This is a genomic window from Sorangium sp. So ce204 (assembly GCF_051526795.1).
Classification (GTDB): Bacteria; Myxococcota_A; Polyangia; order Polyangiales; family Polyangiaceae; genus Sorangium; species Sorangium cellulosum_B.
The window spans coordinates 6,991,694-7,018,137 of the sequence record NZ_CP150317.1 but is presented as its reverse complement, the minus strand read 5'-3'; the positions used below and the strand labels follow the sequence as shown (position 1 = coordinate 7,018,137).

Genomic DNA, 26,444 nt, shown 5'->3' with positions numbered 1-26,444 from the left:
CCACCTCGGCGTTTTCGGTGCTCAGCGCACAGGAGTGCGCTTGCGCGCCGAAAACGCCGATCTGGGCCCGTCTCCTGTGCGAGAGACCGCCGCTCTGCCCCGGCGGACAGCGGGGCGGGGCGGGGCGGGGCGGGGGGAAACCGCAGCAGGGGGCGGGACTGGCTGGGAGGCCCGCTGGTCATTGAGAAGGAGCTCAAAGAAGGCCGACTGGCGATCTTGGCATCTCCGAGGTCTCTCGCCTCGATCCGGTCCGTTTCTCGCGTGCTGCGTGGGGCCGCAGGGCAGGAATCCCGGCGGTCTCTACCGCCGTCGCGCGCCGGCGCCGCGGGGCGCTCGCCTTGGGTTCTATGAGGTTCTTCGGAGATGTCGTATCGCCGTTCGGGCTCGGCGCCGGTCGTGCGCGGCGCTGCCAGGGGGGCCCGCGTCAGCTGCCGCCGCGGTGCGGGACGCTGCAGGCCCTGAACGCCTTCTCGAACAGCTCGAGCGAGCGGGAGATGCTCGAATGCACCCGGCGGATCTCCTCGGCGGAGGTGGTCGCGAGCTTCACGATCTCGAGCGCCTCGCGCGGGTGGGCGTCATCGTAGTTCGCATGCGCGGCGAGCCACGTCAGCGACTTGCTCCCCTCGCCATAGAGCTTCGTAAAGCTCGGCAGCACCACGCGAGAACACTCGCCGATGACCCCCTCGATCGCATAGTTCACCGCGCCGACCGCCTCCGCGAGCGAGCCGCGGTACGACACCGACCAGAGCCACTCGAAGAGCGACGCGATCTCCGGGCTCGGGCGGTGGCTCGTGATGTCCGAGGTGCTGTGCCCGTGCCACGCCGCCCAGTCGAGGTACCAGCGCACGTGCAGCGCCTCGACCCGGATGTTGCCGATGAGCCAGTCTCGCACCAGGGAGTCGCGCGGCGTCTGGCCATAGGTCGTCTTGGCGAGGCTGAGCCCCATGTACTTCGGGAACGCCTCGACCACGCAGAAGAACTCGCGGAGGAGCCCCTTCCACATCTCCTGATCGACCGGCTCCGTCATCGTCTGCGCGATCGGCGGCGTGTAGACCGCAGCCTTCCACTGGTCGGCCAGAGACTCGAGCATGTCCTCGACCCAGACCGGGTGCGGCGTCGCCTGAAGGCTGTCCTTGACTTCCTTGTGCCGCTGCGAGCGAGGTGACAGCATGAAATTACCTGTAGGGTTGCTGGGTCAATCTGCCTCGTGGCTGCCCGCCGGCCTCTACCCCACCGAACCCCCGCAGGCTGACCGGTCAGCGGCCGTCAGGAGACAATCCGCAGAGCAGGCACGATGCTGACCCCGAGCACGAAAGACGAGAGGGGCAGCGCGAGAACCTCACCATGGGAGGCTTCGCGTACATGTGTCCTGCCTGCATCCAGTCTGGATCAAGGTGAAGGAGCAAGTCAATAGGCAAACGAGGGCGCCGCCGCAACGACAAGAGGGCCGATCTCGCTCAGGTCGCTCACCATACGACCTCGGAGAGGCACTCCGTCGCGCCGCGAAACCGGCACCGCTGGTGGGTTACCTTGGGGGTGGATGCGCCGCACAGGAGGAGCGCCTGCTCGACCCAGCCGCAGACGCCCTCTCCGCAGTTCATCGCGGAGGGCCCCTCGTCGTCCCCGGTCGGGCCTGTGATGGTCAGCACCCACTCCCGCGGCTTCACCATGCGCGGGAAGACCTTCCCGGAGTCGAAGTAGCGCGACCAGAACATTCCAGTCCGGGCGACGATCGTGTCGGGCATGGCGATCGAGAGCGCGAACTTCAACACCGTATTGAGGTCGCGATCCGCGACATAGCGGGCAAACCGCTTGAGCTCAGCGGTTTGGTCGCTCGCAGTCCGCGCGTGCGTCCGCAAGGCGCGGTTCCAGACGCCGATCGGATACCAGCTGCTCGCGAGCAGCGGCTGAGAGAGTACGTCCCGGTCTGACTTGGGCAGCGACGTCACCAGGCGCTCCCATGCACCGGCGTCGCGGGTCGTCGTGACGAACGACCGGAGGTTGACCAGCAACGTTCCTTTGCATCTACCGGCGGGGATCGAGGTCTTGGTCTTCGTCTCGTGCGTCTTCATCGCGGCGAACCTACGGCGGGAAGGCCCCGGCGAAGCTGAGCCCGATCGGGGGCGCGGCGCACGTACCCTCGGGCGGGAAACCCTGCCCGGGAGCACATCGTCGGGGCAACTCCAGGAGTCGTGGTTGTACCTTGCAGGGGAGCGTGAGTCGGGCTCGATGGCAAGAGATGATTACGTGGGAGCAGCCGTGCGACACGAGCCGACGTGGCCCTGCGCAAGATCACGCCGGTTGTCCAGCTCTCCTTTCGACCCGAGACGCCAAACCCCCGGCGACCGCCGCAGACGTCAGCGCGCGCAATGGTGTGATGCGCATTACGTGATTTCGCGCCGCGCTCGTCGGTCGTCGGTCGTCGTGGCCGTCGGCGGGCGCTCGTCGCGATGACGGGGGGCTCGCAGCGGCGACGGGCGCTCGCGGTAGGGGGCTGCGCGTCGCGGAGGTGCTGCGCGTCCGCCTGCGGAGGTGCTGCGCCTGGCAGTTGCCGTCCTCCCCGAACCTCGGTACCCCTACGCCCATGAGCGAACCCACCACGGGCCGGCCCGCCGCCGGCCACGCGGAGCCCGAGCTGCCGCACATCGACGTCGCCGAGCGGGGGGCGCCGCGCGACGGCCGGCCGCAGGTCATCGACGGCCGGCTGTTCATGCAGCTGCTCGTGTTCCGTTGCCCCGGCGACGCCGATCCGGCGGAGCTGACCCGCGCAGCCGGCCAGGCGCTTGCGTCGCAGCGCGTCGGCGCCGTCGTCTACGAGGACATCAACGATCCGCGCGGGATCGCCGTGCTCACGTGGGCGGAGGACCCCGCCGTCTTCGTCCAGACCGTCCGCCCGGCGCTCAACCGCAGCGAGCTCCGGGCCCTGGAGCTCCGCCCCGATTTCACCATGCTGGGGCGCACGTACTCGACCGGCTACGAGCAGGATCTCGACTTCTGGCTGCTCCGGCGCCCGGCGGAGACCGTCTTGAACCCCGCCTGGCCGTGGGCGGTGTGGTACCCGCTCCGCCGCAGCGGCGCGTTCTCCAAGCTCGAGGGGCGCGAGCAAGGGAGCATCCTGCGCGAGCACGGCACCATCGGCAGGGCCTACGGCGCCCAGGACCTCGCCCACGACATCCGCCTCGCGTGCCACGGCCTCGACGCCCGCGACAACGAGTTCGTGATCGGGCTCGTCGGCAAGGAGCTCCACCCGCTCTCCCACATCGTGCAGACGATGCGGAAGACCCGCCAGACCTCGGAGTTCATCAGCCAGATGGGCCCGTTCTTCGTCGGCCGCGCCGCCTTCCGCAGCCCTGGCGGCTGACGGGGCCGCTCCCCCTCAGCCGATGCCGGCGAGGCCCGAGAACGCCAGGGCCAGGGCGTCGAGCCGCACCGCCGCGCGGGCCTCGGCGTCGCCCAGCGGCTCGTCCGCGGCGACCTCCTCGCGCACGTCGAAGTAGAACTTGATCTTCGGCTCCGTCCCGCTCGGGCGGGCGATGAGCCGGCTCCCGTCGTCGAGCTCGTACACGAGCACGTTGCTCGGAGGCAGCACGAGCGGCTCGACGAGGCCGTCGCTCGTCGTGCGCGTGCGCGCCTCGAAATCGCGCCACGCCACCACGGGGACGCCGCCGATCGCGGCAGGCGGCCTCTTCCTCAGCGCGTCCATGATCGCCGCGATCTTCTCGAGGCCGTCGACGCCGCGCAGGGTGTACGAGCGCTGCGCGCTCATGTAGAGGCCGTACTTGCGGGTGATCGCCTGGAGCTCGTCGAGCAGGGTCCTGCCCTCGGCCTTGCGCACCGCCGCGAGCTCGGCGACCAGCGCCGCGGCGCTGATGCCGTCCTTGTCGCGCACGACCGGGCCGACGGTGTAGCCGAGCGCCTCCTCGAAGCCGAACACGAAGCGGGCGCCGGTCGAGCGCTCGATGTCCATCGCCCGGTTGGCGATCCACTTGAACCCGGTCAGGGTCTCCTCGTAGTGAACCCCGAGCGCCGCGGCGATGACGCCGAGCATCGGGGTCGAGACACACGACGCCAGCACGAGCCGGCGCTCGTCCGCGCCCTGCGCGCGCCCCTCGGTGAGCAGGTAATGGCCGAGGAGCACGCCGACCTGGTTGCCCGTGAGCTGCACGTACTCGCCGTCAGGGCGCCTCACCGCCACGGCGAGCCGGTCGACGTCGGGATCGTTGGCGAGGACGAGGTCGGCGCCCTCCCGCTTCGCCAGGGCGAACGCCAGGTCCATGGCGCCCTTCTCCTCGGGGTTCGGGAACGCGACCGTGGGGAACGCGCCGTCCGGCTCGGCCTGCTCGGGCACGCTCGCCACGCGCGTGAAGCCGGCCTCGCAGAGCGCCTTTCGGACCAGGCGATCGCCGACGCCGTGGAGCGGCGTGTACACGATGCAGAGGTCGCGATCCCCGTCGCTCCGCACCGCGAGGCCGCGGATCGCGCCGAGGTAGCTCCGCTCCAGCTCCTCGGGGAAGTCGCGCACCAGCCCGAGCGTCCTCGCCTCGTCGAGGGGCATGCGGGGGACCTCATCCGCCGGCGGCGAGGCGTCGATCGCCGTCGCGATGCCGGTGTCGTGGGGTGGGATGATCTGCGCGGCGTTGTCCCAGTACACCTTGAAGCCGTTGTACTCGGGCGGGTTGTGGCTCGCCGTCACCATCACGCCCGCGGCCGCGCCGAGGTGGCCGACCGCGAACGCGGCGATCGGCGTGGGGCAGGGGACGGGCGAGAGGTGGCTCGGGATGCCCGCGGCGGCGAGGGCGCAGGCGGTGTCCTCCGCGAACTCTCGGCTCATCCGGCGACCGTCGTAGCCGATGACGACGCCGGCGCTCCGCGCCTTGTCGCCGATCGTTTCGAGGAGGTGGCGGGCGAGCCCCGCGGTCGTGCGGAGGATGACGGCGCGGTTCATCCGGCTCTCGCCGGCCCCGAGGACGCCGCGGATGCCCGCGGTGCCGAACTCCAGCGGGCCGGCGAAGCGCTCGGCGAGCTCGGCGCGGACGCCGTCCTCGCCCGCCCTGGCCGCGTCGATGAGCTGGCGCAGCTCGCTCTGGGTCTCCGGATCGGGGTCGTGGGCAAGCCAGCGTTCGGCGGGCTCGAGGACGAAGTCGTGGCTCACGCCTGGTATTTAGTTCATGCCGGCCGTGGTTTGCACCACGAGCGCGCGATTCAGCCGCGGGCGGTGACCGCCGCGCGCCGACCCGCCGGCCCGCCGCCGACGTAGCCGGCGGGTCCAGCTCGGACCGCTCAGTCCGCTCGGTCGAGCGTCATCCGGCCTTCTTGCCGGCAGCGAGCGCCTCGGCGAAGCGCGTGTCGTACTGCCCGCCGCGGAAATCACCGTCCTGCAGGATCTGGCGGAGGAACGCGAGGTTGGTCGCGGCGGGCCCGACCGGACCGGTGAGCTCGATCGTCGTCTCGGCGAGCGCCCGGTCGAGGCGAGCGATCGCCTCGTCGCGCGTCGGGCCGTGGGCGACGATCTTGGCGAGCAGCGGGTCGTAGAACGGCGTCACCTCGAGCCCCTCGGCGACGCCTGTCTCGATCCGAAGGTCGTCCCCGGCGGCCGGCCAGCGGAGCGCTGTGATGCGGCCGGGCTGGGGGGCGAACTTCTTCGCCGGATCCTCCGCGTAGAGGCGCGCCTCGACGGCGTGGCCGCGGTAGGTGTGGTCCCGGACCTCCGGCGCGAGCGGCTCGCCCGACGCGATGCGGATCTGGTGCTCGACAAGGTCGAGCCCGGTGCACATCTCCGTGACGCAGTGCTCGACCTGGAGCCGCGCGTTCACCTCCAGGAAGAAGAGCTCGCCGCTCTCCGCCGCGACGAACTCGACGGTGCCCGCGCCGACGTAGCCGGCGGCCGTCACGACCCGGAGGGCGCTGTCGTGGAGCTCCTTCCGGCGGACCTCGCCCGCCGCTCCCTGGAAGAACGCGGCCGGCGACGGGGTCTCCTCGACGATCTTCTGGTGCCGGCGCTGCGCGCTGCACTCGCGCTCGCCGAGCGCGACGGCGCCGCCCTGCCCGTCGCAGAGCACCTGCACCTCGATGTGGCGCGGGCGCTCGATGTACCGCTCCATGTACACGCGCGGGTCCCCGAACGCCGCGCGGCCGCGGTCGGAGCACGCGGTGAGGGCGCGCGACAGCTTGCCTGGATCGGTGACGACCTGCATGCCGATGCCGCCGCCGCCGCCCGCAGCCTTGACGAGCAGCGGGAAGCCGATGCTCTCGGCGGCGCGCTGGGCGGCCTCGACGTCGGCGGGGTCGACCGGACCGCCCGTGCCCGGCGGCGGGAACACGCCGGCCCCGCGCGCGTGATCCCGCGCGAGGATCTTGTCGCCGAACGCGTGGAGCACCGTGGTCGGCGGACCGATGAACGTGACGCCGGCCTCGACGACGGCCTCGGCGAAGGCCTGGTTCTCGCTCAGCAGCCCGTACCCGGGGTGGATTCCGTCGGCGCCCGTCGCGCGGGCCGCCTCGATGATCGCATGGATGACCAGGTAGCTGTCCCGGACAGGCGGCGGCCCGATGCGCACCGCCTCGTCGGCCATCGCGACGTGCGGCGCGCTCGCGTCCGCGTCGGAGTACACGGCGACCGTCGCGATCCCGAGCCGTTTGCAGGTCCGGAGGACGCGGCAGGCGATCTCTCCACGGTTGGCGACGAGGATCTTCTTCAACACGGCCGACAGCTACGCCCCCGCGCGGCGGCGCGTCAAGCCACCCGCTGCGGGCGGCGCTCGCTCGCGCGCTCCCGGGGGGCGGCGCGCGCGAGCGTGCGAGCGTGCGATCGTGCGATGTCAGCCGAGCGCCCGCCGCACCTTCGGCTTGGCCCCGAGCAGCACGAGCTGCCCGCAGGCCGCCGAGACGTCATCGCCGCGCCGGCGGCGAACGAAGCAGGAGTACCCCGCCTGGGTGAGCACCTCCTGGAACGCCGCCACGCGCTCCTGGGCGGGCGGGCCCAGCGAGGAGGCCTCGATCGGGTTCATCGGGATGAGGTTGATCTTCACCGGGAGCCCGCGCAGGAGCTTCGCCAGCCGCCGCGCCTCGGCGGGATCGTCGTTCTGCCCGGCGACCAGCGTGTATTCGATGGTGATGCGCCGGCGCCGCGGCAGCGGGTAAGCGCGCAGCGCCGCGAGCAGCTCGTCGAGCGGGTGCTTGCGGTTGATGGGCATCAGCGCCGAGCGCGTCTCGTCGTCCGCGGCGTGCAGCGAGATCGCCAGCGCGATCTGCCCGCCAAAATCCGCTCCGAGCCGCGCGATCTCGGGCACGAGGCCCGACGTGGACACCGTGACCCGCCGCGTCGAGAGGTTGATCCCTTCCGGGTGCGTGAGCAGGCGCAGCGAGCGAGCGGTCGCTTCGTAGTTGTGGAGCGGCTCGCCCATGCCCATGTACACGACGTTGCGGAGCTCCTCGCCCTCCTCGAGCATCGCCCGCCCGAGGAGCACCTGGCCCGCGATCTCCTCGGCCCCGAGGTGGCGCTTGAGCCCCGCCACGCCGCTCGCGCAGAAGCCGCACCCCATGGCGCAGCCGACCTGCGTCGAGATGCACTGGGTGACGCGGACGCGCGGCGCGGCGCCCGCCTCCGCGGCCGCATCGTCGTCCTCGTCGTCATCGAGCGCCGCCGCCGCGTCGGCGTCGAGCTGCGCCTGCGAGCCGGGGCCCGACACCGACGGGAGCAGGACGGTCTCGATGGTCGCGCCGTCGCGGAGGCGCAGGAGCAGCTTGCGCGTGCCGTCCTCGGAGCGATGAACCCGCTCGGGCGTCAGCACCTCGCCCAGCCCCTCCGCGGCGAGGTGCTCGCGCAGCCGCGCCGGGAGGTTCGTCATCGCGGCCGGATCGAGGACGCCGCGGCGATGGATCCACTGGAATACCTGCTTCGCCGTGAACGACCGCTCTCCGCGGGCGGCCAGCGAGGCCGACCATTCTTCAGGCAGCCGGGCGACAGGGTGAAGCGGCGTGGAGCGCACCTGCCTGGACTACTGCGCGCCGCCCCCAGCGGCAAGGGCAGCAGGCGGGCGACCAGGCCAGAGCGTCAGCCGCTCTGGCTCTCGACCTGGGGCGCCGTGAGCTGCCCGTCGCGCTCGCGGCGCGCGCGCGTCCGGCTGGCGGCCTCGAGCACCTCGCGGGTGTAGCGCTCGAACGCCTCGGCCCGGTGCATCGCCGTGTGCTCGGCGAAGACGCGCTGCCTCGCCCGCTGGCCCACCGTGAGGCGCTTGTCCTCCTTCATCTCCCTGAGCTTCCGGAGCACGTCCTCCGGCGAGCGCACGAGCAGGATCTCCTCGCCGGGCTGGAAGAACGTCTCGATACCCGGCCAGGTGTCGCTCAGGACAGGGGTCCCGCACGCGGCCGCCTCGAACAGGCGCGCGCTCGGCGACCACCCGGACTCGACCATCGCACGGCGGGTCAGGTTCAGCGTGAAGCGCTGGGAGTTGTAGAAGATGCGGTGCTCGTCCGGCGGGAGGTGCTCCGTCCGGGAGACGTTCTCCGGCCACGCGAGCGACGCCGGGTACTGCGCGCCCGCCACCGCGAAGCGCCCGCGGCGCATGCGCCGCGCCGGCTCGAGGAGGAGCCGCTCGACGGCCGCCTGCCGGTCGTCGCTGTAGGTCCCGAGGTAGCCGAGATCCCAGCGCATCGGCGCCGGCTGGGGATGGTACACGTCCGTGTCCGCCGAGCAGTAGAGCGCCCGCGCGCGCACCGCGCCGTGGCTGCGCTCCAGCCGCTCCAGCGTCGGGCCCCCCGTCGCCGACAGATAGAGATCATACCGCGGGATCAGCGCCGGCGTCAGGTACGCGTGATCCCCGTGCGCCAGCCGGCCCAGCGTGACGGGGGTGTCCAGATCGTAGAACGCGGCCTTTCCGCGGGCCTCCTCCGTGATCCATGCCCCGACCGTCGCCCCTTCCGGTACGAAGGAGCCGACGATCACGAGATCGGCTTCGCGCACGGCGCGTGAGAATCTATCGCGGAGCTCGGTAATGCTCGAGTACTGCTCGGTCGTGCCGTAAGGCGGGTTGGGCAGGTCGCGGTGCTGATCGTAGATGGGGAGGTTCCGCTCCAGAAAGAGCATCCGGTGGCCGCGCGACGCGAGCGCCCGGAGGAGCGCTCTGTACGTCGTGGCGTGGCCGTTGCCCCACGAAGACGTGATGGAGAGCCCCAGGAAGACATAGCGGTAGGTAGTTGTCGTCATAACGTGGTGGCGGCAAGGGTTGAGAGATCCCAGATGGCGTGCCGGCCCGGAATGCGCCGGTCCCGAGGTACACCGCGGCGGCCCCGGAGAGGCGAAAGACGCCTCGCGGACACCTGCGCGACGTGCGCAACATGCGTAACACGCGCAAAACGAGCGGCACGCCGATCCAGTTGCCCTGGCGCCGCGCGAGAGGGCGCGGCGACGAGCGCACCCGGGATTAACATGCGTGCTCACCCTCTGCAATGCTGTGAGATGCAGTTTCTTGATCGAAGGTGCGTATTCCTCGTCAGACGCCGGGCGGTGAGGCCCGCCCTTTTCCCGTGACGACGAAGCGCGCGAAATCGCCGCTTGCTCCGGGATAACGCGGCTCGTTCGGGTAAAGCACCCGACGGCAACCGTCCTCGCATCGCAGAGGAACCGGCCTGTGCGGTAAACGCTGTTCAGAAGCGATGATGGTGAGAAAAAGAGGGGCGTTGTCGCAATGGTCGGTGACGGCTGCTGGTCGAACGGAGCGTCGACGGGGGAGCCCTGCTCCGGAACGCCGGGGCAGCGCTGGCGAAGCGCCGCCCAGGCCGGCGCGCGCTGTCGGACGCATACGCCGCGGAGCGACGGGGCCTGGGGACGCGGCCGGCGGCAGGGGATTCCGCCGTCCAGCCGAGCTCGACGGCGGACCGGCGGCCTCGGCCGGGCAGGGGCGCCTGGCCTCGCGGAGAAATCGGGCGGGGGAGCAGGAAGGCAGCAAGCGCGCTGCGCTGTCTGGGCGCCTTCCTGTCGGTGCGGGGACGCTGCGGTGGAATCGGCAGGCCGGGTGTCCAGCCTTCAGCGGCGGTGGGGCCGCGCGAGAGCCGTCGAGACGTTCAGGTGGCGTGGCTCAGCGCCTGCCAGCCCTGGATCACCTCGGCGATGCTCGCGAAGCGGCGGTCCGGGCTGTGCGCCAGCCCCCTGTTCACGAACACCTCGATCTCCCGGTCGACCGGCGGAGGCATCAGGCTGCCCAGGCGGCGCGGCGGCGTCCTCGTCTTGAGATCGGCGAGCATCATCAGATTGCGCGCGGCGTAGGGGAGCTCGCCGGTGAGCGCGTGAAAGATCACCGTCATGGCCGCATAGAGGTCGGCCCGGTGATCCACCGTCTTCCCCTTCGTGAGCTGCTCGGGCGGCGCGAACCTGAAATCACCGAGACACCGGCTCGGTAACGTCGGCGCCGCGTCGGAGAGCTCGGGAGGGAGCTTGCACGAGCCGAGATCCAGGAGCGTCAGCCGCTCGCCGTCAGGGCCCTGGTCGAGGAGCACGTTCGCGGAGCTGATGTCGCGGTGGATGATGCCAATCTCGTGCAGCTCGGCGATCGCCGACCAGAGCTGCTCGCCCAGCGGGTGAACGGCGCTGAACGGGAGCGGCCCCTGCCGGGCGATGCGCTCGCTGAGGAGCTCCCCCTCGCGCAGCTCGAACACGAGGAGAGGACCGTGCGCCGGGTCCTTGCCGCCGTCGACCGAGGGCAGTGTGTGCGGGCCCCGCAGCCGCTCGCACGCCACCGCCTCTCGCCGGAAGCGCGCCTCGGCCTCCTGCAGGGGCATGCGCTCTGGCGTGTTGAGCACGCCTCCCGGCTCCTGGCGCATCGGGGGTTCCCCGAGCACCTTGACCGCGACGCGCCGGCCGGTGCTCGCGTCCTCGGCGCTGAACACCTCACCGAGGCCTTCGCGGCGGAGATGACGTACCACGCGGTAGCGCTGGAGCAGAACGGTTCCGGGCACGATTGACAAGAGCGGCCTCCTTCGCTTGACAAAGGGGGTCCAGCGCGTTCCGGTCGCCTCCCCCCTCTCCCCAGACAAGCTCATTTATCACGCAGACGCGACAGAGGAAGCGCCGCGCGCAGCGTCACACGACGAAGGGCCCCGGCGCCTTGTTTTTTGTTTTCCGGCGCGCGCCGCTTCACATCGGCCGCCCGTCGCACCCGAGGTCGCCTGGACGAAAAAGCCGCGGGGCACGGGACGGGGAAAACCGGGGCGCGCCCGCGGGACAGCGGGGCGCAGGCGGTCCGGGGAGCCGGGGCGCGGGCCGCCGGCCGAGGCGCGTCGCGGCGGCGGGAGCGGCCAGCGCCTGGGCCGCCACGGCCGCGCCGGCACCAGCGGCCGGGCCGCGCCGGTGTGCCGCATTGCCCTCGTCGCGCGCCGCCGGAGCGCCGAGCGGGTGCCTCGCCGGAGCGCGCTCCGGTCGACGGCGGTGGAGCGCCGGACTGCCCTCGTGGCCGGGGCCGCCGGCGCTTCGACGCTGCAGAGTTGCCCCTCGCCGCGCTCTCTGGTGACGATGCGCACCGGAGCGCGGCAATCGGTGGTGTCGGTGGTGATTGCATGACAGCGGCGGCGCCTCGCGGCGCCCGCTTCCGGTGACACGCCCGTAACCCCGAACCGCTGGCCATTCAGGTGAACTTCGCGTAGCTCCCACACAGGGCGGACGATCCGGAGCGATGGCAGGCAATGCGAGCGGGAGACGTCATCGACGGCCGGTTCGAGATCATGGAGCTCGCGGGCGCCGGCGGCATGGGCCACGTCTTCCGCTCGCGCGACCTCAAGACCGGCGAGACCATCGCCCTCAAGGTCCTCCAGAACGCCGCCTCCCAGGACTCGAACCGCCTCGCGCGCGAGGCGCAGGCGCTCGCCACGCTGCGGGTGCCGGGGGTGGTGCGGTACATCTCGCACGGCCGCACGGAGCACGGCCACCCCTACCTCGCCATGGAGTGGCTCACCGGCGAGACCCTCTCCCAGCGCCTTGCCCGGCAGGCGTTCACCCTGGAGGAGAGCCTCAAGCTCGCCCGGCGCGTCGCGACCACCCTCGGCTCCGTGCACCGGCTCGGCGTCGTCCACCGCGATCTCAAGCCGAGCAACCTGCTCCTCGTCGGCGGCACCATCGATCGCATCACGCTCATCGATTTCGGCGTCGTCCGGCTGTCCGGCATCGACCAGCAGCTCACCATGCCCGGCGCCATCCTCGGCACCCCCGGCTACATGGCGCCGGAGCAGGCCCGCGGCGAGGCGCACGTCGACGCGCGCGCCGACGTCTTCGCGCTCGGCTGCCTGCTCTACAAGTGCATCTCGGGGCGCGCCCCGTTCCGCGGCGCGCGCGGGCTCGCCGTGCTCGTCAAGGTGCTCATCGAGGAGCCGCCGTCGCTCCGGTGGCTCCGCGACGACGTGCCCGAGGCGCTCGACGCGCTGGTCCAGCGGATGTTGTCGAAGTCGCCCGAGGGGCGGCCGAGCGACGGCAACGCGGTCGCGATCGAGCTCGCCGGGCTCATGGATCCCGCGGCGATCTCCGTCCGCCCGCCCTCGATGTCCGTCCGCCCGCCGGAGCTCACGACCGGCGAGCGCAAGGTGATGTGCCTCGTCCTCGCGCGCGACGGCCTCTCCGCCGCCGATCCGTCCCCCTCCGAGGTCGACGAGCAGGCGCGCGCGCAGGCGCTCTCGACCACGGCGGCGCGCTACAAGGGCCAGCTCGAGCTCGTCGACGCGCGGCTGCCGCTCGTCGTGCTGTCCGGCGCGGGCGCGACGACCGATCTCGCGGCCCGGGCCGCCCGCTGCGCGCTCGCCGTCCAGGCGCTCCTCGGCGGCGCGCCGGTCGCGGTCGTCACGGGCAGGGCGGAGATCGCCTCGCGCATGCCGATCGGCGACCTCATCGACCGCGTGGTCCAGCTGCTCCCCGAGGGCCGAGCGACGTCCCGCGCGCCGGCGATCCGCATCGACGAGGTGACGGCGGGCCTGCTCGGCGCGCGGTTCGAGATCACGTCCGACGGGGGCGGCCCCTGGCTCCACGGCGCGCGCGAGGAGCCGGAGGCGCCGCCCCACGTGCTCGGCAAGGCGACGTCGTGCGTCGGGCGCGAGCGGGAGCTCGCGCTGATCCGGGACGAGCTCGCCCGCTGCATCGAGGAGTCGACCCCGAGCGTCGTGCTCGTCACGGGGCCGGCGGGCATCGGCAAGTCGCGGCTCCGCCACGAGCTCGTCCGCGCGATCCGGGAGGACGGCGAGCCGGTCGAGGTGTGGCTCGGCCAGGTGGATCCGATGAGCGCCGGGTCGGCCTTCGGCCTGCTCGCGCACGCGCTCCGCCGGGCGATCGGCCTCACGGACGCCGATCCCGTCGAGGAGCGGCGGCGCAAGGTGCGGGCGCGCGTCGAGCGGCACGCGGCGCTCGACGCCGCGCGGGTCGCGCCGTTCCTCGGGGAGCTCGTCGGCGCGCCGTTCCCGGACGACGACGTGCAGCTCCGGGCGGCGCGGCGCAACCCGATGCTCATGGGCGATCAGCTGCGCCTCGCCTGGGAGGACTTCCTGCGCGCCGAGTGCGCGGTGCAGCCGGTCCTCCTCGTGCTCGAGGACCTGCACTGGGGCGACCTGCCCACGGTCACGATGGTCGACGCCGCGCTCCGGAACCTGAAGGACCGGCCGTTCATGGTCATGGCGCTCGGCCGGCCCGAGGTGCACGAGCTCTTCCCGAAGCTGTGGGACGAGCGGCGCGGGCACAAGCTCCGCCTCGCGGGGATCTCGCGCCGGTCGAGCGAGCGGCTCGTGCGCCAGGTGCTCGGCGAGCGCGAGAGCCCGGCGCTCGTGGCGACGCTGGTCGAGCGCGCGGACGGCAACGCCTTCTACCTCGAGGAGCAGATCCGCGCGGCGGCGGCGGGCAAGGGCGTGGACCTGCCCGAGACGGTGCTGGCGATGGTGCAGGCGGAGCTCGACGCGCTCGACGTGGGCGCGCGGCGGGCGCTGCGGGCCGGGGCGATCTTCGGCGAGACCTTCTCGCGGGGCGGGGTCGCCGCGCTGGTCGGCCGGGCGGAGGTCGAGCCGCTGCTCGCCGAGCTCGAGGTGCGGGAGCTCATCGTCCGGCGCTCCGTGGAGGGCGCGCCGGAGGCCGCCGAGTACCGGTTCCGGCACGCGCTCGTGCGCGAGGCGGCGTACGGGATGCTGACCGATCACGATCGCCGCCTCGGCCACCGGCTCGCCGGCGAGTGGCTCGAGCGGACGGGCGTGGCGGATCCGATGGCCCTGGCCGAGCATTTCGAGCGCGGCGGCGAGCCGGCGCGGGCCGCGGCGGCGACCCTGCGCGCGGCCGAGCAGGCGCTGCTCGGGAGCGACCTGGGCGCGGCGATCGAGCGCGTCGAGCGCGGCATCGCGCGGGGCGCCACGAAGGCGACGGCCGGGGCGCTGCGGCTCTGCCAGGCGGAGGCGCACCTCTGGCGGGGCGAGTTCGCGCTGGCGGAGCGGCGGGGGACCGAGGCCCTGGAGCGGCTCGCGCCCGGCTCGGCGCCGTGGTTCTCGGCGCTCACGCAGGTGATCCTCGCGGCCTCGAAGCGCGGCAACCACGACCAGGTCGAGGGCCTGCTGCGCCTGGCGCAGGGCACCGAGGCGCGGCGGTCGGCGCGCCCCGCGCGCAGCGTGTGCCTGTGCGCGGGCGCCGGGCGGCTCGTGTTCGGAGGGCGGTACCAGCTCGCGGACGAGCTGCTCGACGGGATCGAGCAGGACGCCGAGGAGACCGAGCAGGAGGTCGAGGTGCTGGCGCGGCTCCACGAGGCGCGCGCGTACCGGGCGATGGCGGTCGGCGATCCCGGCGCGTGCCTCGCGGGCTTCGAGGCGGCGCTCGCGGCGTTCGAGCACGCGGGCGATCGCCGCAACGCCTGCTGGGCGAGGAACAACCTGGGCTCCTGCTACGCGGAGCTCGGCGATTTCGAGGGCGCCGACGCGGCGCTGCGCGCGTCGCTCGCGGACGCGGAGCGGATGGGCCTGTCGGACGTCCGGCTCGGCGCGCTCCTCAACCTCGGTCCGGTGCTCGCGCAGCGGGGCCTCGTCGAGGAGGCGCGGCGGACGGCGGAGGAGGCGATCGCGACGTCCCAGCGCCTCGGCGACGCGCGCGGGGAGGGCGCCGGGCGGGCGTGCCTCGCGAGGATCATGCTCCAGGCGGGCGATCTCGAGGGGGCCGAGCGCGAGGCGCGCGCCGCGGTCGCGATCCTGTACGGCGCGCCGCCCTTGCGGGCCTTCGCGTACGCGGTGCTCGGGCGGGCGCTGCTCGACGCGGGGCAGGCGGTGGACGCGCTCGCGGCGACGACGGAGGCGCTCTGCCTGCTGGAGTCGATGGGGGCCGAGGTGGGCGAGTCGCTCGTGCGCCTCTCGCACGCCGAGGCGCTCTCGGCCTGCGGCCACCGGCGGGAGGCGATGATGGCGATCGCCTCGGCGCGGGAGCGCCTGATCGAGCGGGCGCGGAAGATCGGCGATCCGGTGTGGCGCGGGAAGTTCCTCGGCAACGTGCCGGACAACGTGGCCACGCTGGAGCTAGAGCGGCGCTGGCTCGATGAGGCCTAGGTCGCCGGCGCGCTCAGAGGAACTCGCAGAGGTAGCCGGTGGGCTGCGTGGCCCTGACGTCGAAGCCGCTCTTGCCTGCCACCTCGAACGACGTTCCTGCCGGATAGGCGCGCCACTCCGTGGAGCCGTCGACGCGGATCACGAGCTCGCCGGCGACGACCGTCATCCGCTCCGGCGCGTCGGTCGAGAAGTGGAACTCGCCGGTGTCGATGACACCCACCGTCTGCCGGCGCCCGTGGCGCTCGAAGCCGACGCTCTGGACGTTGCCGTTGAAGTAGCTGTTGTGCTTGAGCATGGCGCCCTCCTACCGCGTCCCGCCGCGAGAGACCAGCCCGGACACGCGCGCTCGCCGCGTCGCCGCGACAGCGCCAGGCCCTCTGCGCGCGTCAGGCCCGCTGCGCGGCGCGCGTGGCGGTCTTCGTGGCGAGGGTCACGAGGAGAAGAGCAGCTTCGCGAAGCTCTTGTGTCGCGCGTGACCGTAGTGATGGTGCGGCGCACCCCATGCGGGCGCCGCCGGGGGGACGGCGTGCATCGGCGGCGGCGGGGGTGGGGCCCACTGGCCCTCCAGGCGAGACAGGGCCTCGAGCTCGCCGTAATCCAGGAAGATCCCGCGGCAGCCGTCGCACTGCTCGATTTGAACTCCATTGCGGTTATAGGTCCGCATCGATGCGTGGCACTTGGGACACTGGAGCATAGAACCCTCCTTCAATCGCAGCTTCCCGCGGAGAGGAGCTGCCTTGATTGCACATCACACATGCGGAGCTCTGTCAACGCGGACCATTCGCCGGCACGCATCGACGAGCGCTGTCTCCACGTCATCGAGAGGACGGCCTTCCCGGCTGGCCGCTGCGACGGCGAGGGCGGCCGCCTGCACGGCCAGCGCGCGCGCTGGCACGTCGAGCGCTGGCCACGGGTCGCCCTCGGCGGGCACGGCGCGCCCGCCCGACGCCCGGTAGGCGGAGAGGAACCGCCGCCACGCCTCGGGCGGCAGCAGCCCGGCGGCATACCAGGCGGCCAGCCGCGCGAGATCCCAGGCCGGATCGCCCACCCCGAGATCGTCGATGTCGATGAGCCGGAAGCCTCCGCGCCGGTCGGCCCGAGGCTCCTCTCGCGCCTCTGGCGCGCCGGCCGGCCCCGCGCCGCCCGCGCGTGCCTCCGCCAGGCGAACCACCTGTCCGAGGTGAAAGTCCCCGTGCACGAGGACGTCGCTCCGCTCCCGCGGCCAGCGCACCCCCTCTCGACCGGGGGGCTCGGCCTCACCGCCGCGCGCCGGCGGCGCCAGCCTGGCGAAGGCCTCTTCCACCTCGATGCCCGCCGGCGTCCGGCCCGCGGCGCGCAGGCGCGCCATGGCGCGGGCCACCCGACCTGGCGCGCCCGCCCGAGGCAACCGGCCCGCGGGGGCGACGGCGGTGAGCGCCGTCGCGTGCAGGCGCGCGAGCAGCCGCGCTGCCTCTTCCCATGGTGCGGCGTCCGGGTCGTCAGGGCTCACCGGCGCGCCCGCCGGCCAGGCCGTGACCAGCCGGCCGCGCACCTGCATCGCGAGCCCCGCGTGCGCGTCGTCCGCCGCGCCATCGACAGGCGCGCTGCCGGGCGGCGCGTCCCGCCACGACGGCGGCGGGACGCCGAGCGGGGAGAGCAGCACGGAGCGCAGCCGGGGGCTCGCCGCGAGCTGCAGCCGCGTCACGAGAGCGCGCGCGTCGGTCTCGTGCGCATGGGCCTTGACCACCACGCCGCCGATCCGCACGACCAGGCTGTCCGCGCGGCCGGACAGCACGACCGCGGCGCCGAGAGGGCCGGCGTCGCCCGAGAGGGACGCCCCGATCCGGACGAGGTCGCTGGCGAGCCCGCTCTCGGGCGGAGGGACGGCGCGCACATCCGGAATTGAGCACACCGGCTCGGCGCTGGCCATCGCCGGCGGCGAGCTGGGCGGCTCTCCCGCGAGCGGGCGGCGGGCAAGCGTCGGTCGTGCGCGCGCTCGTAGGCCTTCGCCCAGCGCTTGACGGTGACGTCGAGGCTCGCGTTGAGCCAGTCGTCCAGCTTGCGCAGGTCGAGGCCGGCGAACGACCCGGCGTGCTGCCGGGCGAACTTCCAGAACGTGGACTGGGAGGGCGAGCTCGGTCGCATGCTGGGACAGCGGCGCGGCGCTGACGGGCGGCGCCACGCGCGTCGTGGCGCGGGGGCGGCGGGCGCCGGCGCTCGAGAGGCGTGCGGCCCTCATCGGGGCGTGTCGATGGCGTCGGCGCCCTGCGCGGCTGTCGTCGTGCCGGGCGCCGGGGGGTGATCAGGGCAGGATACCCGCGTCGCCGTGCTCGCCTGTTCTCCGCACCCCTGGCTCGGGGCCGCCCGGCTCGGTGGCGGGGACGGCCGCATCGTCGTCCTGCGGAGCCTGCTCCGTCTTGCTGCCCGCGTAGCGCTTGCCCGCGCGGCCCGAGGCCCGGAGCACGGGCCCGCGGATGAGCTCGATATCGCGCGCCGGAGCGCGGGATATATCGATGTTGGAGAGCACGAGAGACACGATCTTGAACCACTGGCTGCGCGCGGCCTGGATCGTGCTCGTGCTCGGGGGCGTGGCGGTCTCGGTGGCCTCGATCTCCCCGCGGGCGCGCTCGAGCGTCTGGAGCTCCCGGCCCTTGGCGAGCCAGCGCTTCACGACGTCGAGCAGCGACGCCTTGCCGCGGGCGGGGATGGACCTGAGGAAGTCGGCGATCCCGGGCTCGTCCTCGAGGAGGCGGGCGATGCGCGCCGTGTTGCCCGCCTCGGCGAGCGTCGAGGCGTTGACGATGGACAGGCCGCCCGGGAAGAGCTGTTTCTGGACGGCATCGCACTGCGCGGCGCGGGCGGCGTCCGAGGGCTCCTCGGCGAGGCAGAGCTCGCGGTGCGCGTCGATACCGTACGATACGGCCCGCGCGAGGTGGTCGTGGCGCCGGTCGACCTTGCTGGTCTCGTCGACGATGGCGCGCAGCTTCGACGACACGCGGCCTCCGCGGCTGCTCGGCTGGACCGCGAGCACCGCGTCGTGGGCCTCCACGACCCGCGGGTGGAGCGCCGCGATCTCGGGGATCGCCAGGAAGAGCCGGCGTTGCTCCCGGTCCTCGACCCACGGGGAGAGGAGCGCGACCATCTCGTCGATATTCAGATGCTTCAGCATGAGAGACACCTCCTGATGGGGTGATAAGGCAATGCCTGAGGGCGCATTGCTGATGAACAGGCAAGGGATGTCCTGCTGTGCCGTCCGTCAAGGGCGGTGCTGCGCCGGTTTCGTGCGGTGCTCGCGCGGGAGCTGGAACTTTGCAGGTGGCTTGAGCGTCCGGGATCGGGGGATTGGGTAGGGGCGGTGGGTCTGGAGCAGTCGTCTCGCACCGGAGAGCATTTCCGAGGGCGGTCGGGTCGGTGCGGGGTCGAGGTAGGTGGCCTCGGAGGCGGCGCGGAGAGGTCGCGACGTGGCGGGGCCGGCTCGAGAGGGGGGCGGGTCGGTGCGGGACCGAGAGAAGCGGCCTCGGAAGGTGGTGCGGAGAGGTCGCGACGTGGCCGAGGAGGCTCGGGAGGGGGGATGGGTCGGTGCGGGACCGAGAGGGGCGGCCTCGGAAGGCGGCGCGGAGAGGTCGCGACGTGGCAGAGCCGGCTCGGGCGGCGGCGGGTAGATCTGGGATCGAAACGGATGGCCTCGAGAGGGGGGCCGAGTCGATCCGAGATCGCCTTGGATGGGCGGGACCGGGATCAGGAGCGGCCAGGAATCCTGGCGCTCGTGTCGTGCCCCGCTTGCGCAGACGGCCGCGGAGCATCCGGCCCGGCGTCTGTGTCTCCCTTCAAGGCAGCGTCCGAGAAGACAGGCACCAGGCGGGCCTCGACCTCGCTCAGGAAGGCGGCGAGGCCGTTATCGCTGCCTCGCTGCCGCAAATGGCCAAGGTCAGGCTCGGTCCAGCACCGCGCCTCGCGCTCGTGCTCGCCCCCGGTGAGGCGATCGAGGACGCGCTTCGGGCTCTTCTTCGCCGTCTTGCTCGATGCGTCGAGCTCGTGCGATCTGACGGAGGGATCGAACCCGAGCTCCTTCCGGAGGGCCGCGAGCGATGTCTCCTCTCGCTTGCCCTCCGGGACGAGGCCGGCGAGCACCCAGCACTCCCGCATCGGGTGGGCGACGCCGAGGAGCACCTCGAAGGGCCAGGGAGAGTCCTGCCGGGCCTGCTCCAGACCTTGCCGGCGCTCGGCCTCCTTGCCGTCGCTGTCACGCATCAGAACGACCGCTTGGGGTTGCGGTTCCCGTGCGACGAAACAGCGGAGCGCGAGCACGGCCGTACGAGCGTCCTCGAGCGCCGGCTTTCCGCCGAAGTGTCCGTGCCTCCGCGGCACCCGATGTTGATGCACCGCGCTCCATGTGACGAAGGTCGCGCCGGCATCGAGCCCACAAAAGGTTCGAGCTCGCGCGAGCTGGCCCGTGAGCGCGGGGACCGCGTTCACGAGGACCCGATCGACGAGACCGTGCACCGTCCTCGCGTCATCCGGCCCTTCGACCACCATCCCGACGAGGCGGGCGGTCACGCTCATTCGTGCGCCTGAGGCGCGCCCGCCCGCTGCGCGACCCAGTCCTCGCCGACGAAGCTCCAGAGCTCGCCGGAGCGCGTCGTGGTCTTCCATCTGTCGAAATCGGGGTGCTCGGCGAGCGGGGCGCAGGCGGTGGAGCCATCGGGCAAGAGCGCCGTGAGGAGCACGTCCTGCGCATCGAAGTGATCCAGCAGGTACGGCGAGTGGCTTGTTGCGATCACCTGGAGCTCGGGCGAAAGCTCCAGGATCCTTCGGATTTGCGCGACCAGCTCCTCCTGCGCGCGGGGGTGCAGCGCCTTGTCGATATCGTCGAGGAGCAGCAGCCTGGGTCTCGGGGCCATCCAGAGCGCGGTCAGCAGGCCGATGACGAGCAGGGTGCCCTCGCTCGCGAGCGGCGCCGGGACGTCGGGCGCACCCTTGAAGTCGAGCACGAGCTGCTGGCCCCAGTAGGAGCGAGCCACGGCGTGCTGCATCGGCGCGTCGTCGATGCGGACCTCTTGGTATTCTCGCCTCTGTACCTTGGCGCGACGCGTGCGAATCCGATCGAGCGCCGGAATGACCCGGCGCGCAGCCTCCTGGATCGATTGGAATGTCTCGGGCGTGCGGGTTGCCGCGTCGGCCAGCACCGACGCGAGATCGCGGCCGTCCATCGCGAGGCGAGGCGTCTCTTCCTCGCTGTAGGACGGCGCCGCGAGCGCCTCGACATCGAGTCGGAGCTTGCGCGAGGAGCCGAGCTCGCTGGCAAGCTCAGCCATCTCAGGGCGGTGATACGACCGTAGGCGCCCAGGCGTCTCGGGCGGCAATCGAGCCAGCGAAACGGGGGGGGGCGGCTTGATGTGCCGCAGCTCCGCCGCTGACTCGGCGGTCTCCTCGACGGCATCACCCCAGCGCAGAGCGACGGTCGCGCTCCAGTACGACGTGCCGCTCGCATCGCTGTCGCACTCGACGCCGACTTCGACTCCGGCGGTCACATCGTGGAAGCTGCCGGTGACCGCGAGCCTCATCGCGTCCGTGGAGCCGCGGCTCTTCAGGTTGGGAGGGTCAAACGTTCCACGCATGACGCTCGCAAGCGGCGCTTGCGTCGTGCGCGCGAGGTAGTGCAGGCCGTCGAGGATGCTCGTCTTTCCTGAGCCGTTCGGCCCGACGATGACCATGAAGCGCCCGAGGCGAGCGTCGACCCTGCGCAGGGACTTGAAGTTGGTGAACGAGACCTGTTGGAGCATGGTTGTCGCCGCCTGCCACGCGTCCGAGCCCGGGCGAGCCGGCCGTCGAGCTATATAACCCGACGCCGGCACCGGGGACGAGCAAGCGGCCTCCCGGCGTTCCAGCCCGCCAACCCCCCCGCTCAGCCCCCGCGCTCAGCCCCCCGCGCCGACCGGCAGCCGCAGCGCGACCTCGAGGCCGCCGCCGTCCGCGTTCCTCGCCTCGACCTCGCCGCCGTGGATCCGCACCGCGCGGTGCGTGATGGCCAGCCCGATCCCCGTGCCGCCCGCGCCGCGCGCCCTGTGGTCGTCGACCCGGTAGAACGGCTTCCAGAGGTCCCCGAGCGCGCCCTCGGGGACGCCCGGGCCGCGGTCGCGGACGCGCACCTGGGCCGTCCCGCCGGAGCACTCGAGATCGACGCGGACCGCGGTGCCCGGCTCGGTGAAGCGCACCGCGTTGCGCACGACGTTCTCGATGGCGCGCCGGAGCAGCTCCTCGTTCCCGTCCAGCGAGCACGCGTCGCGCGCCCCGAGCTCGACCGAGCAACCCCGCTGCTCGGCCTCGAACGCGGCGTCCTCGACCAGCTGCTCCAGGAGCGCCGTGAGATCGACCCGCTCGGTGCGCTCCATGCCCCGGCCCGACTCCAGGCGGCTCAGCGTGAGCAGCTCGCCGATCATCCCGTTGAGCCGCTCCGTCTCCCGCTCGATCCGGTCGAACGCCGGCTCCACGTCCGGCGGCGAGCGCCGGCGGACGAGCTCGAGCGCGATGTTGAGCCGCGCGAGCGGCGACCGGAGCTCGTGCGAGACGTCGCGAAGGAGCCGGCGCTGCGTCTCCAGGAGCTCGTCGATGCGCTCGGCCATCCGGTCCATGTCGCGCCCGAGCGCCAGCGTCTCGCCGTCCGCGCCCGCGAGCTTCTGCGCGACGCGCACCGAGAGATCGCCCGCGGCCATCCGCTGCGTGGCGCCGCGCAGGATGCGGATCGGACGGGACAGGTACCGCGCGAGGAGCACCGCGACGAGCCCGGTGACGGCGACGATCGCGAGGAGCCGCTGGGGCAACGTCTCCGGCACAATGAAGAACATCCACGGCGACCGGACGGGGCCGGCCGCGACCGCGGCGAAGGCAGGGTCGCGGCGCAGGACGACCGCGACGAGCTCCCGCTCCTCGCCGACCTCGATGGCGATGCCGTCGGCCGAGCGCCTCGCCCTGTCCTCGACGAGCGGCGCGCCCTCGATGGGCTCGCCCATCACGAGCGCGCCGGCCCGGTAGACCGCGACGCGCTGATCCCGCGGATCGAGCGGCGCGAGGCCCTTCTCGCAGCCGGGGAGCCCGTCCCGCGCGCAGGCGAGCGCGCCCTCCGCCCGGAGCTCGACGCTGCGCGTGTTCAGGCGGCGGCGCAGCCCGCTCGGCTCGGCGGAGAACGCCCAGCCGTGGATCACCGCGAGCAGGCCGACGAGCAGCGCCATGGCGAGCCACAGCGAGACGAGGAGGCGCAAAAAGAGGCTCTTCACGGCCGCCCTCCGGGGACGAAGCGCTTCACGCGCGCTCCCGCGCGAGGATGTAGCCCGCGTTGCGGACCGTCTTGATGCGCTCGCCGCCGCCCGGCCCAGGCCCGAGCTTGCGGCGGAGGTTCGAGACGTGCATGTCGATGCCGCGGTCGTACGCCGCGAGCCGGCGTCCGAGGACGCGCCGCGCGAGATCCTCGCGCGAGACCACCGTCCCCGCCTGCCGGGCCAGGACCTCGAGCAGGTCGAACTCGGCCGTGGTGAGCCGGACCTCCTCGCCACGGACACGGACGCGCCGCGCGGCGGGGAGCACCTCGAGATCGTCGACCGTCAGCGCGCCCTGCGCCTCGGCGGTGGAAGGACCGGCCGCCGCGCCCGGCCCAGCCGCCGCGCCAGCGTGAGAGGCGCGCCGGTGGAGCGCGCGCACGCGGGCGACCAGCTCGCGCGGGTTGAACGGCTTCGGCAGGTAGTCGTCGGCGCCCATCTCGAGGCCGACGATGCGGTCGACGTCCTCGCCCCGCGCGGTGAGCATCAGGACGGGGACGCGCGAGCTCTGCCGCAGCCGCGTCAGGACCTCGAACCCGTTGAGCCCAGGCAGCATCACGTCGAGCACGACGAGCGTGAACGGCCTCTCCCTCTCCTCCTGCGCGCGCGCGAGGCCGGAGATCGCGTCGCGCGCGCTCTCCACCGCGTAACCCTCCTGACCGAGCAGCTCGGCCAGGAGCTCGCAGAGCTCGGCGTCGTCGTCGATGACCAGGATCTGGGGCGGATCCGCCATGTCGCGACTGTAGCGCGGCCGTCGCACCGCCGTGTAAGGCCTGGTCAAGAGGCGTCTTGACGAATCTTTACACGACCAGGACACCTCTTGAGACACTGCCCGTTAGCTTGCGGCGCATGACGTTCTCTCGCTCCGTTCCCTTGCCGTGGCTGGCGTCTCTCGCCCTCGCCGCCACGTGCTCGCTGAGCGTCGCGGCGCGCGCCGAGACGCTCACCGCCGAGGAGGCGGTCCGCCGCGCCGCCTCCCAGAACCCGTCCCTCCGCGCGGCGCTGCTCGAGGCCACCGCGGCGCGGCAGGCTGTCGCCGCCGAGGAGGGCGCCCGCAGGCCCACGCTCTCGGCCTCGGTGACCGGACAGTACCAGGAGTCCTACGGCAGGATCGCCGACGCCAACGGCGACGCCCCGGGCAACGGCGCCGGCGCGCTCCAGCGCTCTGGCGGCACGTCCGTCGCGTCGAACGCGGCGCTGCGGTACACGACCGACGTCGGGACGAGCCTCGAGGTGGGCGCGTCGGCGCGCTCGCCCGCGGACGGGACCCCGGGGCCGAACTACGGCGCGCAGGCGTACGTCTCGGCGCGGCAGCCGCTCCTGCGGGGGGCCGGGACCGACGCGGTCCTCGCGCCGTACGCGCAGGCGCAGGCGTCGGCCGTCGCCGCGGAGCAGGAGCGCGAGCTCGCCGCGAGCCAGACCGCGCTCGACGTGCTCGGGGCGTACTGGGAGCTCTGGTACGCGGAGCAGGCGATCGTCGTGCAGGAGCAGGCGCTCGCGGCCGCAGAGCGGCTGCGCGCCGACGCGAAGGCGCGCGCCGAGACCCTCGGCACCGGCACGAAGGTGGACGTCCTGCGCTTCTCGACCTCGGCCGCGTCGATCGCGGATTCGCTGTCGCAGGCGCGGGCGACGCGCGCGGCGCGGGCCATCGCGCTCGGGCGCGCGCTCGGCATGCCCCCGGCGAGCGCGGCGTCGCTCGCCCCGACAGGCGCGCCGCCGTCGCTCGGGGCCCTGCCGTCGGCCGACGCGCTCGTGCGCGCGGCGAGCGAGCGGTCCCTGGAGCTCGCGGCCCTGCGCGCCGACCTCGACGCGCAGCGCGCGCGGGTGAGCGCGGCGGAGGACGCGGACCAGATCCGCCTCGACCTGTTCGCGACGGCCTCGATGGACGGGCAGTGGGTGCGCGACGGCCTGCCAGGGCTCTCGCTGCCCGGCGGCCGGCCAGCGTTCGGGGTGCTGGGCGGGATCGAGATCGAGCTGCCGCTCGGCGGCGGGCGGGCGTCCGCGGACGCGGCCCGCGCGCGGACGCAGCTCGCGGCCGCGGAGGCGCGGTACCAGGCGCGCGCCGAGGCGATCGCGGCCGACGTGAGCTCGCTGCGCGCGAGCCTCGAGGCCGCGGCCGAGCAGGTCGCGCTGGCCACCGAGACGGCGCGCATGGCGGGCGAGCTGGCCGAGGCCGAGCGCCAGCGGCTCTCGCTCGGGACCGCGACGTCGGCGGACGTGGTGCAGGCGGAGCAGACGCGGAGGGAGGCGGAGCTCCGCAGGCTGCGGGCGGCGGTGACGGAGCTGACGTCGCGCCTCCAGCTCGATCACGAGACGGGCGCGCTGCTCGTCCGCTTCGCGTCGGTGCTGCCCAGGAGGTCGTCATGAACAGGAACAAGAAGCGCTACCTGATGTCCGGCGTGGCCGCGTTGACCGTGGCGAGCTTCGCGATCGGCGGGTACGCCTGGTACAAGCAGCCGGCGAAGACCCCCGCCGGCCCGACCGTCGAGATCCGCCGCGGGAGCCTGACCGAGACCGCCGCCGCGTCCGGGAAGATCGAGCCCGACGTGCAGGTCGAGGTGAAGTCGCGCGCCCCGGGCCAGGTCATCGAGGTCCTCGTGAAGGAGGGCGATACGGTCGAGGCAGGGCAGCTCCTCGTGCGCCTGGACCCGACGGACGCGGAGCGCGATCTCGCCGCGGCGCGCGTGGCGCGCGACCGCGTGAAGGCCGATCTCGCCGCGGCGAACGCGTCGGTCGCGGTCGCCGAGCTCGAGCGCAAGAACAGCCAGGCGAGCCAGGAGGTCGCCGAGAAGAGCGCGGAGATGGGCCTCGGGCCGACCGACGCGGCCCGCACGGCGGCGCACTCGACGAAGGTCGCGGGCGCGAACATCACGCTGCGGCGGGCGCAGCTGAACGCGACCCAGGCGCAGCTCAAGACGGCCGAGCTCGCGGTGCAGGACGCCGAGCTGCGGCTCAAGGAGACGCAGATCTACGCGCCGATCGCCGGGACGGTGCTCGACGTGGCCGTGGAGAAGGGGACGCTCGTCTCGTCGGCGCTCACCAACGTGAGCGGCGGCAGCGCCGTGATGACGCTCGCCGATCTGTCGAACCTGCGCATCGTCGGCGCGATCGACGAGGCGCAGATCGGGCGCGTCGCGCCGGGGCAGCGGGTCGACATCCGCGTCGACGCCTACGGGGACCGGGTGTTCCAGGGCGTCGTCGACCGGGTGAGCCCGCTCGGCAAGGAGGTGTCGAGCGTCGTGACGTTCGACGTCGAGATCGTCGTCAAGGACAAGGACGCGTCGCTGCTCCGGTCGGGGATGAGCGCGGACGTGGAGATCGTGACCGCGGAGCAGAAGGACGTGCTGCTCGTGCCGCTCCTGGCCGTGCAGTCGCAGGGCAAGCGGCGGTTCGTGCGGCTCGCGAGCGGCGAGGAGCGGCCGATCCAGACCGGGGCGACGGACGGCTCGCGGATGGTCGTGACCGAGGGCCTGAGCGAGGGCGACGACGTGCTCGCGAGCGCGCCCGCCGCGAGCGCGGCGGGGCCGCAAGGCCAGGGGCAGCGGCAGGGCGGCGGCCAGAACCCGATGCGGGGGATGGGCATGGGGATGGGCGCCGGCCGAGGGGGGCGCTGAG

General features: G+C 73.1%; 19 protein-coding genes. 4 read left to right on the top strand and 15 right to left on the bottom strand.

Annotated elements, in window-relative coordinates; translation table 11 throughout:
* Positions 1-424: 424 nt before the first annotated feature.
* On the bottom strand, positions 425-1,171 hold the full coding sequence (locus WMF22_RS26190; protein WP_437292735.1) for a TenA family transcriptional regulator: 747 nt from the start codon (positions 1,169-1,171) through the stop codon (positions 425-427).
* A 295-nt stretch (positions 1,172-1,466) separates the two neighbouring features.
* Positions 1,467-2,072 carry a hypothetical protein gene (locus WMF22_RS26185; RefSeq protein WP_012237471.1) on the bottom strand — a complete coding sequence of 202 codons (606 nt, stop codon included), beginning with the start codon at positions 2,070-2,072 and terminating at the stop codon, positions 1,467-1,469.
* 512 nt (positions 2,073-2,584) lie between these two features.
* On the opposite strand from WMF22_RS26185, the gene WMF22_RS26180 reads away from it, so the two are divergent.
* Entirely contained in the window at positions 2,585-3,361 is a 777-nt protein-coding gene (locus tag WMF22_RS26180; protein WP_437739244.1) for a chlorite dismutase family protein, read from the top strand.
* A gap of 15 nt (positions 3,362-3,376) precedes the next feature.
* Here the strand turns inward: WMF22_RS26180 and WMF22_RS26175 are convergent, their stop codons facing one another.
* The 5 genes from WMF22_RS26175 to WMF22_RS26155 form a co-directional block, all read right to left on the bottom strand.
* Positions 3,377-5,152 (bottom strand): phospho-sugar mutase, encoded by a 1,776-nt coding sequence (locus WMF22_RS26175; RefSeq protein WP_437292733.1) that lies wholly within the window; start codon positions 5,150-5,152, stop codon positions 3,377-3,379.
* A 148-nt stretch (positions 5,153-5,300) separates the two neighbouring features.
* Positions 5,301-6,701, bottom strand: coding sequence for an acetyl-CoA carboxylase biotin carboxylase subunit (locus WMF22_RS26170; protein ID WP_437292732.1), 1,401 nt, complete (start codon positions 6,699-6,701; stop codon positions 5,301-5,303).
* Positions 6,702-6,818: 117 nt separating this feature from the next.
* Positions 6,819-7,988, bottom strand: coding sequence for a 23S rRNA (adenine(2503)-C(2))-methyltransferase RlmN (gene rlmN, locus WMF22_RS26165; protein WP_012237467.1), 1,170 nt, complete (start codon positions 7,986-7,988; stop codon positions 6,819-6,821).
* A gap of 65 nt (positions 7,989-8,053) precedes the next feature.
* Positions 8,054-9,205: a CgeB family protein gene (locus tag WMF22_RS26160; RefSeq protein ID WP_437292730.1), complete on the bottom strand. Its 1,152-nt coding sequence runs from the start codon at positions 9,203-9,205 to the stop codon at positions 8,054-8,056.
* An 857-nt stretch (positions 9,206-10,062) separates the two neighbouring features.
* Positions 10,063-10,953 (bottom strand): serine/threonine-protein kinase, encoded by an 891-nt coding sequence (locus WMF22_RS26155; protein ID WP_438037283.1) that lies wholly within the window; start codon positions 10,951-10,953, stop codon positions 10,063-10,065.
* Positions 10,954-11,676: 723 nt separating this feature from the next.
* Between WMF22_RS26155 and WMF22_RS26150 the strand changes: the two genes are divergently transcribed.
* Positions 11,677-15,537, top strand: coding sequence for a serine/threonine-protein kinase (locus WMF22_RS26150; protein ID WP_438031545.1), 3,861 nt, complete (start codon positions 11,677-11,679; stop codon positions 15,535-15,537).
* 13 nt (positions 15,538-15,550) lie between these two features.
* Here the strand turns inward: WMF22_RS26150 and WMF22_RS26145 are convergent, their stop codons facing one another.
* The 8 genes from WMF22_RS26145 to WMF22_RS26110 all read right to left on the bottom strand — a co-directional run bounded on the left by WMF22_RS26145 (position 15,551) and on the right by WMF22_RS26110 (position 23,562).
* Positions 15,551-15,832 (bottom strand): pyrimidine/purine nucleoside phosphorylase, encoded by a 282-nt coding sequence (locus tag WMF22_RS26145; protein WP_438031544.1) that lies wholly within the window; start codon positions 15,830-15,832, stop codon positions 15,551-15,553.
* 135 nt (positions 15,833-15,967) lie between these two features.
* Positions 15,968-16,231, bottom strand: coding sequence for a zf-TFIIB domain-containing protein (locus tag WMF22_RS26140; protein WP_438031543.1), 264 nt, complete (start codon positions 16,229-16,231; stop codon positions 15,968-15,970).
* A 54-nt stretch (positions 16,232-16,285) separates the two neighbouring features.
* A complete protein-coding gene (locus tag WMF22_RS26135; protein WP_438031542.1) occupies positions 16,286-17,410 on the bottom strand; it encodes an aminoglycoside phosphotransferase family protein in 1,125 nt (374 codons plus the stop codon).
* 408 nt (positions 17,411-17,818) lie between these two features.
* Positions 17,819-18,685: a hypothetical protein gene (locus WMF22_RS26130; RefSeq protein ID WP_438031541.1), complete on the bottom strand. Its 867-nt coding sequence runs from the start codon at positions 18,683-18,685 to the stop codon at positions 17,819-17,821.
* Between the two features lie 569 nt (positions 18,686-19,254).
* The gene (locus WMF22_RS26125; RefSeq protein WP_438031540.1) at positions 19,255-19,767 is read right to left on the bottom strand and encodes a hypothetical protein; all 513 of its coding nucleotides are present in this window, start codon (positions 19,765-19,767) and stop codon (positions 19,255-19,257) included.
* A 308-nt stretch (positions 19,768-20,075) separates the two neighbouring features.
* Positions 20,076-21,299 (bottom strand): AAA family ATPase, encoded by a 1,224-nt coding sequence (locus WMF22_RS26120; protein WP_438031539.1) that lies wholly within the window; start codon positions 21,297-21,299, stop codon positions 20,076-20,078.
* Between the two features lie 135 nt (positions 21,300-21,434).
* The gene (locus tag WMF22_RS26115; RefSeq protein WP_438031538.1) at positions 21,435-22,790 is read right to left on the bottom strand and encodes an ATP-binding protein; all 1,356 of its coding nucleotides are present in this window, start codon (positions 22,788-22,790) and stop codon (positions 21,435-21,437) included.
* A gap of 25 nt (positions 22,791-22,815) precedes the next feature.
* The gene (locus WMF22_RS26110) at positions 22,816-23,562 is read right to left on the bottom strand and encodes a response regulator transcription factor (RefSeq protein WP_437292722.1); all 747 of its coding nucleotides are present in this window, start codon (positions 23,560-23,562) and stop codon (positions 22,816-22,818) included.
* Between the two features lie 116 nt (positions 23,563-23,678).
* Here WMF22_RS26110 and WMF22_RS26105 point away from each other — a divergent pair, with 116 nt between their 5' ends.
* Both WMF22_RS26105 and WMF22_RS26100 read left to right on the top strand, forming a co-directional pair.
* The gene (locus WMF22_RS26105; RefSeq protein ID WP_438031537.1) at positions 23,679-25,196 is read left to right on the top strand and encodes a TolC family protein; all 1,518 of its coding nucleotides are present in this window, start codon (positions 23,679-23,681) and stop codon (positions 25,194-25,196) included.
* Entirely contained in the window at positions 25,193-26,443 is a 1,251-nt protein-coding gene (locus WMF22_RS26100; protein WP_438031536.1) for an efflux RND transporter periplasmic adaptor subunit, read from the top strand. Before WMF22_RS26105 ends, WMF22_RS26100 begins: the two co-directional genes overlap by 4 nt.
* The last annotated feature ends 1 nt before the right edge of the window (position 26,444 follow it).